This window comes from Chelatococcus sp. HY11 (genome assembly GCF_018398335.1).
GTDB lineage: Bacteria > Pseudomonadota > Alphaproteobacteria > Rhizobiales > Beijerinckiaceae > Chelatococcus.
Genome location: NZ_JAHBRX010000002.1, coordinates 1,252,044 through 1,262,847, shown reverse-complemented (window position 1 = coordinate 1,262,847; position 10,804 = coordinate 1,252,044). Strand labels below are relative to the sequence as shown.

General features: G+C 60.5%; 7 protein-coding genes. 2 read left to right on the top strand and 5 right to left on the bottom strand.

The features are described from left to right. Positions 1-459: 459 nt before the first annotated feature. Positions 460-1,509 carry a DNA topoisomerase IB gene (locus KIO74_RS26610; protein WP_213338103.1) on the bottom strand — a complete coding sequence of 350 codons (1,050 nt, stop codon included), beginning with the start codon at positions 1,507-1,509 and terminating at the stop codon, positions 460-462. A gap of 112 nt (positions 1,510-1,621) precedes the next feature. Between KIO74_RS26610 and KIO74_RS26605 the strand changes: the two genes are divergently transcribed. After that, positions 1,622-2,023, top strand: a complete 402-nt coding sequence (locus KIO74_RS26605) for a DUF2934 domain-containing protein (RefSeq protein WP_213338101.1) — start codon at positions 1,622-1,624, stop codon at positions 2,021-2,023. Between the two features lie 251 nt (positions 2,024-2,274). Here KIO74_RS26605 and KIO74_RS26600 read toward each other — a convergent pair whose 3' ends face one another. Further along, positions 2,275-4,068: a thiamine pyrophosphate-requiring protein gene (locus tag KIO74_RS26600; protein ID WP_213338099.1), complete on the bottom strand. Its 1,794-nt coding sequence runs from the start codon at positions 4,066-4,068 to the stop codon at positions 2,275-2,277. Between the two features lie 300 nt (positions 4,069-4,368). On the opposite strand from KIO74_RS26600, the gene KIO74_RS26595 reads away from it, so the two are divergent. Further along, positions 4,369-4,557: a DUF3008 family protein gene (locus tag KIO74_RS26595; RefSeq protein WP_213339256.1), complete on the top strand. Its 189-nt coding sequence runs from the start codon at positions 4,369-4,371 to the stop codon at positions 4,555-4,557. Between the two features lie 295 nt (positions 4,558-4,852). On the opposite strand, the gene KIO74_RS26590 is transcribed toward KIO74_RS26595, so the two are convergent. The 3 genes from KIO74_RS26590 to paoC all read right to left on the bottom strand — a co-directional run bounded on the left by KIO74_RS26590 (position 4,853) and on the right by paoC (position 10,803). Continuing rightward, positions 4,853-6,898, bottom strand: coding sequence for a hybrid sensor histidine kinase/response regulator (locus KIO74_RS26590; protein ID WP_291978732.1), 2,046 nt, complete (start codon positions 6,896-6,898; stop codon positions 4,853-4,855). A 5-nt stretch (positions 6,899-6,903) separates the two neighbouring features. Further along, on the bottom strand, positions 6,904-8,406 hold the full coding sequence (locus KIO74_RS26585) for an ATPase domain-containing protein (RefSeq protein ID WP_213339253.1): 1,503 nt from the start codon (positions 8,404-8,406) through the stop codon (positions 6,904-6,906). 189 nt (positions 8,407-8,595) lie between these two features. Continuing rightward, positions 8,596-10,803, bottom strand: a complete 2,208-nt coding sequence (gene paoC, locus KIO74_RS26580; protein WP_213338098.1) for an aldehyde oxidoreductase molybdenum-binding subunit PaoC — start codon at positions 10,801-10,803, stop codon at positions 8,596-8,598. Position 10,804 lies beyond the last annotated feature (1 nt).

Genomic DNA, 10,804 nt, shown 5'->3' with positions numbered 1-10,804 from the left:
AGAAAAATGTTTCCTCCATCGCCTACCGTAAAAATCGGCGCGCTACACACATGCGTGAAGCCAAGAGACATGACTTCGGACAGCCTGTCATGTAACTTTTCATCACAAAAGAATAATGGAGAGACATAATAAATACACGGACCCATCGGGATCTTTTGCATACTAGATCTCTAATCCCCGGATTAAATGCAATGCACTGGATTGTGGTTTTGGCGCGAGATGTGCGATTTTGAGAAACTCGGGCTGACGCGGACTTCCGTCCTGTGGAGAAAACCGAGATCACCAGAACAAGTTCCGCCGGGAAGTGGCGATGGAAGGCACGGCAGCCACGTGAACCTGCACAAACCTTCACCCGCGCCCCTGGCTTACGCGTTGGGCGCGATTGCCTCTCGCCCGGGATTTGAAACTTCAAAACGACGCCGTGTAGAGCACGCGAACATGGCCATTGCTTTCATCGCTTCAGCTAAGCGACAGAGGCTGCGGTCGGCAGGCGTTGCTCCGTAGCAACCGCGCCAGCAGCTGCATGCGGGCGCTGGCAGATCTCGAGGGCCGGCAGGCCTTTCCGAGCCGGCCATTTTCAAAGGCGGCGATCACGCTGTCATGAACATAGCTTGTCCGGCAGACCGTGAGCGTGTTGGCAAGTTCATCCGCCAGTGGTGCGATCGCCTCCCTGATTTGCCGGCGCCGATCGCGCTCGCTGTTTTCCGGCTCCAGCCTGCCGAGCTCGTCGAGTACTCCAAGCGAGGCCGTCAGCGTACGGAAATCCTTGAGTGAGATGGCATGGCCGCTGATCTCCTTGAGCCAATCGTTCACCTCGCTCGCCCGCACCGCGCGAACAGTTCCATCCCCATCTCGATGCTTGAACAGCCGCGAGCCGGGAATCTCCTTCAGCCGCACTAAAGCCCGGGCGAGCTCGGCGTTGCGCACCGCCTTTTGGATTGCCTTGCCGCCTTTGCCGGTGAACGCGAGCCGCACCTCGTCTCCGTCGATCTTCACATGCGACTTGAGCAGCGTGGTCGCGCCGCGTGTGCCGCGCTCCTGCGCATATTCATCACCGCCCGCGCGGATCGCCGTGAGCGCGACGAGCTGCACCACGGCGGCCAGCGCAAAGCGCTTTTCCGTGACTGGCCTCCGGAGCTCCCGTCGTACATAGCTTAGAATCTTCGGGAGTGCCTGCGCGAGCCCGGAGAGCCGATGGGCCTTCAAAGTCTCACGCACCAGCGTCCAGTCGGGATGATATCGATACTGAAGGCGCCCGGCGGCGTCCTCGCCAATCGCTTGCAGATGAGCGCGCGGATCAGCGGCGAAGCGAACATTGCGGTACGCAGGCGGTACGGCCAGCTGCTTCAACTGCGAGAGCACGCGTGCATTCTTTATTGATTTGCCATCTTGAGTCTCATAGCTGAAACCGCGACCTCGGGGTCTGCGGATGATCACCAACTCGTCAGGCGAGACTATCCGCAGTTCGAAGCGGCGCGCCAGACGCCTAATGCCCGTCTTCGGTGTCATGAAAGAAAATGCCTCCACATGGCACAGTGCAGAACGTGGAAGGCGGCCTTGCGTTCCGCCTGGAACGTTCCCGCTCGTACATGCATTCTTTCAGCAGCACTCGGAGGACAGAATGGACGAACGAGAAAATCGCATCCGGCAGCGCGCCCACCAACTCTGGGAGGAAGAAGGCCGACCGGAGGGACGCGCCGAGCGCCACTGGTTCCAGGCCAAAGAGATCGTTGCGGTTGAGGAAGGTTACTTTGAAACCCTCGAGCCGGTCGATACCGTCGAGCCTGGTGCCGCGGAACCGATAGAGGCGCTGTCCAATGCTGGCGAATTTCCCACCTTGACCGACCAGGGTGAGATGCAGATCCCTAACCGACCCGAGCCTTCCTCCGATACGCCTGCCGGTGCGAAAGCTGGCAGGCCTGCGCCAGTCAGGAAGAAGCGCGATACCAAGCTTACGAAAAATGCATCGAGTGCCATGCAGAAAAAAGCCAAGGCGCGACCCGTTCGGAAAGACGATGAATAAAGCCGCTCGTTCCTATCGATTTTGAGAGTATATCGCGTGCTCGTCAGTACACGTAGATACAAGCTTAAATTCTGCAATCATCGCCGATGTCCTGACGGATCTTGACGTAACGCGAACAGATCACCCATGAGGCTTTGCCGATCGCAAAGTTGACGCGAGATAAAATCAAGCCGTGCTAAGCTCACTCCATCCGTCGCTCTCACTGTCTAAGGTCAGCAACGCCGACCATGATGAAAAAGCTCTGAGCGTCGTCAGCTCCCTCTACGTGTCGGAAGAAGCTTACCGAATAGCGAACGCGCCGTGTTCGTGACGATACTGGCTGCCTCGGGATCGCCCCCGGCCAACGCGCCAGCGAAACCTCGTGCTTGTGCGAACGTGATGTGCGGCGGAAGCGGTGGGACGTTCGGGTCGGTGACCATATCGAGCACAAATGGCCGGTCGGCAGCAAGAGCCTCGTCCCAGGCCGGACCGACCTGCTCGGGATCATCGACACGCCGTCCGCCGAGACCCATCAATTTTGCAATATCCGCATAGGGCAGATCAGGCAGGTCCTGGCTCGCCGGCCATTTCGGATCGCCGGCCTGGATCCGCTCCTCCCAGGTGACATAGGCGAGCTCGCGGTTATTCAACACCATGATGACCAGTCGCGGATCGGCCCAACGCTTCCAATACTTTGCGATGGTGACGAGTTCGTTGATGCCGTTCATCTGCATCGCGCCATCACCAACGAGCGCGACGGCCGGCCGGTCCGAGTGCGCGAACTTCGCGGCCATGGCATAAGGAATAGCGCACCCCATGGTGGCCAATGTGCCGGAAACTGAACCCATCATGCCACGGCGGAACCGCAGGTGCCGGGCGTACCAAACCGTCGTGGTACCGCTGTCGGCTGTGATGATGCTGCGCTCCGGCAGGCGCTCCGACAGTTCGTAGGCGACGCGCTGAGGGTTGATCGGAGACGCTTCGACGAACGCGCTGTCTCGCACCTCTTGCCAACTCTCGCTAACGTTCGTCTCGATTGTCCTTCGCCAGTCATCGCCGATCTTGGGCTCCAGCAATGGAAGCAGGGCCTCAAGCGTGGCAGCGGCATCACCGATGAGGTTGACTTCCATCGGATATCGCAGACCGAGCATGCCTGCATCGATATCGATCTGAACGCCGCGCGCCTGGCCTGGCTTTGGTAGAAACTCCGTGTAGGGAAAACCAGAGCCGATCATCAGGAGTGTGTCGCAGTCCTGCATCATGTCCCAGCTCGCCTTGGTACCCAGCAGGCCAATGGAGCCCGTGCAGAACGCCACATCATCCGCTATCGCCGCTTTTCCGAGCAACGCTTTCGCGACCCCCGCCTTCAGCTTCTCCGCCGTTGCGAGGACCGCATCGGTCGCGTTCACCGCGCCGGCTCCGACGAGAATGGCGACCTTCTCACCCGCGTTCAGCACATCGGCTGCACGTTGGAGGGCAGCCAGGGCCGGCACAGCTGGGGAAAGCTCGATGCCGACGCCGGAGTGCGTCATGCCATGTTCGCGGGAAGGCGCCGCCATGGACTCAAGCTGGAGATCGTTAGGCAGAATGACGCAGGTAACCCGCCGCTCTGCGATCGCGATCCGAAAAGCGCGATCGATCAGATGCGGCACCTGCGCTGGCACAGTCGCCGTCTCGATATAGGCCCCCGCCACATCCTTGAAGAGCGACTGAAGGTCGAGATCTTGCTGGTAATGTGACCCCATCGCCGAACGCGCCTGCTGGCCGACCAAGGCGACCACGGGTCGGTGATCAAGCCTTGCGTCATAGAGGCCGTTGAGGAGGTGAACGGCCCCTGGTCCGGAGGTCGCGATGCACATCCCGACTTCCCCTGTGAAGCGTGTCTCGCCTGAGGCCATCAGGCTTGCCGTCTCCTCATGACGAACCTGGACGAATTCAATGTCGTCCTCGCGTCGTTGCAAAGCTGCGATGAGCCCGCCGATTCCATCCCCTGGATAGCCATACACGCGCCTGACACCCCAATCGTGCACACGGTTCCAAATGAAGTCCGAGACGGTGCTTGCCATGGTTGTCTCCGAGATAAAATGACGGATCGAGCGGGCCCATCTGCCCCTCTCGAACGTGCTGTCCCCTCGCTAGCGGTCTGTCGCGATCAGGGGCAGGACTCGTTTCGAGATCCGATTGCAGGGCTGCGCGTGGCTGATGTGCCCGCTTCGCCGGTGGCGATGCGGCTGCTGTCGAGAGGCAACGACTGCTTTGTCGTATATGTTCCCTCGTTCGCGATTCCGCCGAAATTCCGTCCCGCCAAGGGAACGCCGAAGGTTCCTGGTGGTTGGCTCTGCAAACCCCCATCAATGGAGCGCGTTATGCCAGCGAAATCGAAAGCTCAGCAGAAAGCGGCCGGAGCGGCTCTCGCGGCGAAGCGAGGCGATAAGAGCGCGAACGAATTAAAGGGCGCTTCGAGGGAGATGGAGAAGTCGATGAGCGAGAAAGAGCTCAGCGAACTCGCCTCCGCGAAGCGCAAGGGGAAACCTGAACACGCCTCCAAATCCTGATCGTCCGCTGCTGACCGCATCACTTCGAACTGCGTTACACATTCGTGGGTTGCGACTTATGGCGATGCGAGCGAGGCCATCCCGGAGCCCGGGGGTCCGAAGCGTTGCGCCGCGCCAGGCGATTGCAAGAAGCGTCGCCAATGTCATACCCGCGAGGAGGCCCTCACGTGCGCCTGGAAGGCCAGTCGTAGCTGCCCCCGTACGGGCCTGTTCGATGTAAGGGCGCTGCAGCCACGACACTCGAAGGCGCGCCACAGCAGCCACCTTTCAACACGGGACAAGGGGCGATCCGTTCTTATTTTACAATCCGGTCTAATAACTTCGCGATCTCGGATGCAAGCTGGGACTGCTGATAGGGTTTTGAGATGCGCGGCAACTCGCTACCAGCACCTGGCGGAAGCTCGGCATATCCCGTCGCCAGCAAAATGGACAGGTTCGGCCGCAGTTCAAGCGCAGCTTTTGCAAGCTGAGCACCGTTCATCTGTGGCATCGAAAAATCGGTGATCAGAAGATCTACCGAGTCATTGCTGCGCAATATATCGAGCGCCGCTCTGCCTGAGTTCGCTTCAATGACGACGTGGCCGAGATCCTCCAGCATATCAACTGTGCTCATGGCGATGAGCACGTCATCGTCGACAACGAGGATGGTTGCCTTGGGAAGCTCGGCAGGACGCTCCGACACAGGCGTCGATTTGGGCGCAACTGGAGGCGGCTGGGTCGTCATGGGCAACCAAAGCTCCGCGGTTGTGCCGCGTCCGGGCGCGCTTGCCAGTTTCAGGGCACCGCCAAGCTGTATGGCCAGACCATGGATCATTGAGAGGCCAAGCCCTGTACCCTTGCCGAGCTCCTTCGTAGAGAAAAACGGCTCGGTCGCCTTTTTCAATGTTTCCTCATCCATCCCATGCCCCGTATCGCTGACGGACAAGCGCACATAACGTCCTGCGGACAACTCCGTGTCATCGGCGCTCTCGGCAACGTCGACGGTGATGGAAAGAACGCCCCCCTCAGGCATGGCGTCCCGGGCGTTCACGATGAGGTTGAGCAGGGCGAGCTCGATCTGATTAGCGTCCAGCAGAGCCAGAGGAAGACCTTGGGGAATATGGCGTCGCAATTCAATCAAGGGTCCGACCGAACGCTCCATAAGTTCGTCCATCCCGGTAACAAGTGCGGCGAGATCAATCGGCTCGGGCTTCAGGTCCTGTCGACGGGCAAAGGCTAGCAGCCGCTGCGTGAGCGCCGCCCCGCGCTGTGCGCCTTGCAAGGCGCCATCGACCAGACGGGCAGCCTTGGCGTCATGCGCGACTTGACGACCCAGCAGATCCAGATTGGCCATGACCGCCATCAGCAGATTATTGAAGTCGTGCGCTACGCCGCCCGTCAGCTGACCGATCATCTCCATCTTCTGCGCCTGGCGAAGAAGCTCTTCCGCGGCCTGCCGCTGCCGAATTTCCTCCAGGATTGTCGCATGAGCGCGCTCATTCTCCGCAGCGCGGGCCGCCACACGCTCTTCAAGCGTCTCATTCAGACGGCGCAAGCGTTCTTCAGCGGACTTGCGCTCGGTGATATCGGAAGACACCCCGACGATGCGCCCCTCGGGAACACCCTCATCGTCAACCATGCGCCCATGAACTTCTGCCCAATGCACGCCACCGTCCGGCCAAACGGTCCGATATTCCACCGCGTGGTCCCCACCACGCTCCACGCACTGCTTCTCCGCCGCCGCGACGGCGTCACGATCATCGGGATGAATGCTGGCGAGCAAGTCGGTGTAAGAGAACGGCTCCCCCGCGCCGCGGCCGTATACCGCGTTGTGGGTGGCGCTGCTTTTCAGCTCCCTGGTCGAAAGGTTCAGTTCCCACGTCCCAAGTCGGCCAGCAAGCAATGCTGTGCGCAGTCGCTCTTCGCTCTCGTGCAATTCGCGAATGCGTGATCTCGCCTCGAACTGGCGGAGACGGCCACGGACAGCCGCGCGTGCCATGCTGATGAAACTGGTCGCATGGAAAGGGCGCTCGAGAAACGTGACGTTCCCGAGTGTTTCCGATAGGCGTGCGGCGTTCGGATTACGCTCCGGGCCTCCACCCCGATGTGTCAGAATTATAAAAGGGAGATCCGACCACGTCGGCTGGGATTGTACCCATTCAAACAGACCCCGCAGGTCTGCATGGCGCAAAACCTCTTCCGTCACGACGCCAAGCACCACGCTGTCGCTTACCGAAGACGCAAGCGCCTTCACGTCATCACAGGCGTCCGTCTCTATTCCCGCGCTCCTTAACAGATGTGCGGCAAGAACGGCGTCGCGGCCGTGGGGAGCGAGAACCAGAGCTCGTAATGCGTTGTCGATGACGGTTACCTCGGTTGCCCGCGGTTGAGGAGAGGCTCGGCAGGACCTACAAAATTTGGCACGCCGCGCAGCACGCCCTGGAATTCATAGAGCGGCTGGCCGAGAGAGAGACCAGTGCTATTGATTTGGAACTCGCGGATCGTGTCTTCGTGGCGGCCAGTTCGCTTCTTGATGACGGACACAGCGCGCCGTGCCCGGCCCAGCGCCTCGAAGTAGCGCAGCAAGATCACCGTATCGGCAAGATAGGTGATATCGACCGGCGACTTCATGTCACCGACCAGCCCGTGTTGCGCTACGGTCAAAAATGTCGTCGCCCCCTGCCGATTAAGATATTGTAAAAGCTCGTGAACGTGTAGAATGAGCGCATTCTCTCCCGGCATCGCAGCTTGATAGCCGTTAAGGCTGTCAATCACCACCGTTTTGGCTTGGGCATCTGTCACGCGCATACGGACGCGGTGAGCGAACTCGCCGGGCGAAAGTTCCGCCGCATCCACCTGTTCGATGTGGAGAGCGCCGTTGGCGCTCATGCGTTCGAGATCAAAGCCCATCGCTTTGGTCCGATCGAAGAGCAGGCCGAGTTCTTCATCGAAGATAAAAATCGCGGCCTTCTCTCCACGCTTCACGGCTGAAGCCACGAACTGCAGCGCGAACGTGCTCTTGCCCGTTCCCGCCGGCCCAAGCACCAGCGTACTCGACCCCTGCTCAATTCCGCCCCCAAGCAACGTGTCAAGTTCGGTTAAATCACTGGTCGCCTGTTTGCGATGGAAACCCGTGCGGTGCTCAGAGGCCACCAGGCGCGGGAATATTTCCACACCTCCTGTCTTGATGGTGAAGTCGTGATAGCCACCCCGGAACGCCTGGCCGCGATATTTAGCGACGCGCATCCGGCGGCGCTCGGCACCGTAGTCGGGCGCCAGTTCCTCAAGCTTGATCACGCCGTGCACAACCGAGTGCACAGTCTTATCATGCGTGTCCGATGTGAGGTCGTCGAGCAGCAGAACAGTTGCTTCGCTCCGGGCAAGAAAGTGCTTCAGCGCAAGTATCTGCCGCCGATAGCGTAGCGAACTCTGAGCGAGCAACCGAATTTCCGATAAACTGTCAAGCACGACACGGCGCGGCTTTACGCGCTCGAACGCCTCGAAGATCGCTTTTGTCGTCTCGCCGAGCTCGAGCTCCGAGGAATAGAGCAGGCTCTGCTGCTGATCTTCGTCCAGCAGCGTCTCCGGCGGAACGAGTTCGAAAACCTCAATGTTCCCGTCTATCTCCCAGCCATGGGAGGCAGCTCCCGCGCGCAGCTCGCGTTCGGTCTCGGAAAGGGTGATGTAGAGGCCTTTCTCACCGGCCTCTGCTCCTTGAAGAAGGAAGCCCAATGCGATGGTGGTCTTGCCGGTGCCGGGGTTTCCCTCGAGCAGAAATACATGCCCGCGCTCCAGCCCCCCCACCAGAATGTCATCTAACCCGACGACGCCGGTACGGGCTTTGGTCGATACCGGCTTCGTCACGCTCATCATTGCTCTTCCCTCAAGACTACGCCCCAACGTAAGACGCGCAGACCCCCCGCGTGGTTCCTTTCTTCATTTGTTGAGATGCAGTCCGGTCATTGCCGTGTCCGCGACAACAGCCGGTAGCCAACCCTGCCAGAAACCACGACGTCGACCGGATTGGTCACCATCCAACCAACCGCGCTCTCCCGGCACTTAAGCTGCATCCGGCATCCGGTCGATCAACTTGTCGAGCGTGATCGGATAATCGCGGACGCGAATGCCCGTTGCATTGTAGATCGCGTTGGCGATGGCAGCTCCAACGCCACAGATCCCAAGTTCGCCAACCCCCTTGGCCTTCATCGGCGAAGACATTGGATCTTCCTCATCAAGGAAGATGACCTCCTGATGCGGGATATCGGCGTGAACAGGAACCTCATAGCCGGCGAGGTCATGATTGACGAAGAAACCGCGACGGGTATCGACGGCAAGCTCTTCCATGAGGGCTGCCCCCGCGCCCATTGTCATCGCGCCGATCACCTGGCTGCGCGCCGTCTTCGGGTTGAGTATGCGTCCGGCCGCACAGACGGCCAGCATGCGCCTTATCCTTGTTTCCGCCGTTGCGGAATCGACGGCTACTTCGACGAAATGCGCGCCGAAGGTCGATTGCTGATGCGTTTTATCGAGGTCGCCATACTCCATCAGGTCCTCGCCAACCAGCGGCGCTCCTCCAACGGCGTTCAGTAGCGGGACGCGACGGTTTCCCGAAAAAACCTCGCCATCAGCAAAAACCGCTTCCGCAGAATTGATGCCAAGCTTCTGCGCAATAGCTTCACGCAGCTTGAGACAGGCGGCGTAGACACCGGCGGTCGCGCTGTTGCCACCCCATTGGCCTCCCGATCCCGACGAGACGGGAAAGCGGGAATCGCCCAGTTTAACGGAGATCTTGTCGAGGTCTAACCCGAGCATCTCGGCCGCCGTTTGACCAATGATGGTATAACTCCCCGTGCCGATATCTGTCATGTCCGTCTCGACAGTGACCGTGCCGTCTGTTTCAAGCCGCACGCGGGCGGCCGATTTCATCACGAGGTTGTTGCGGAAGGCCGAAGCGACCCCCATTCCTACCAGCCAGCGACGATCCCGGGTCTGGCCTGGCTTTGCGGAGCGCCTGCCCCAACCGAAATGGTCCGCGCCTAACCGCATGCATCTGTCGAGACTACGCATCGAAAACGGCCGCTCGGGTTTTTCGGGATCAACCTGCGTGTCGTTCAGTAGACGGAAGGCGATCGGGTCCATCCCGAGCTTCTCGGCCATTTCATCCATGGCCATTTCCAGCGCCATGAGGCCTGGCGCCTCGCCAGGAGCGCGCATGGCGTTGGCCTCCGGCAGGTCCAGGATGGCCAAGCGCATCGCGGTCATTCGATTGGCGCCGGCATAGAGAAGCCGCGTCTGCTGCACGGCGAGCTCAGGTCCGCCTCCGGCAAGGTCACCCGACCAGCTCTCGTGGCCCATCGCCGTGATGTGGCCGTCTTTGGTGGCGCCGATCCGGATCCGCTGGATCGTCGCCGGCCTGTGCGTCGTGTTGTTCATCATCAGAGGCCGGGAAAGCGCGACCTTGACCGGACGACCGGCCGCGCGCGCCCCAAGCGCTGCCAGCAGTACATCGGACCTTAGAAAAAGCTTGCCCCCGAACCCGCCGCCGATGAAGGATGAAACGATCCGGACGTTGTCTTTGGGGATGTCGAGCGTCGCGGCCATGTCGGCCACCGCCCAGGCGACCATTTGATTTGAAGTCCAGAGCGTGAGCCTGTCGCCATCCCACGCCGCAAGCGTGGCGTGGGGCTCCATCATCGCGTGGCTTTCATCGGGAGTGGAGTAGGTTTCATCGAGCTTGACCGGCGCGCGCGCAAAGGCACCGGAAAAGTCGCCGACATGGGTGTCCGCCAGGCCCGGGTCGTCACCCTCCGGCGCGCGGGCACCGCTCCGCGCCGCCGCGAGGTCAAATGAACCGCCGGTCGCCGCATATTCCACCCGAATGAGGCTAGCCGCGGCACGGGCTTGCTCGAAGGTCTCCGCGACGACGAGAGCGATCGCCTGATGATAGTGCTCGATATCCGGACCCGCGAGCAGACGCGCGGTGTTCCTCTTCGCCTTCCCGAGCTTGCCTGCTTCCCTCGCCGTCACCACTGCGAGCACACCCGCGGCCTTCCGCGCCACTTCGATGTCGATCGACCCTATCCGTCCCTTGGCGATGCCCGCGCCCACAACATATCCATAGGCTTGGTTCGAGACGACATCGTACTGCTCATAGGCGTAGCGAGCTGTGCCCGTCACCTTCAGCGGTCCGTCCAGCCGATCGCGCGGCTGACTGATGATAGTCTTTCGGTCGATCGGATTGCTCGTCGCGGGTTTGTCGAACTTCATG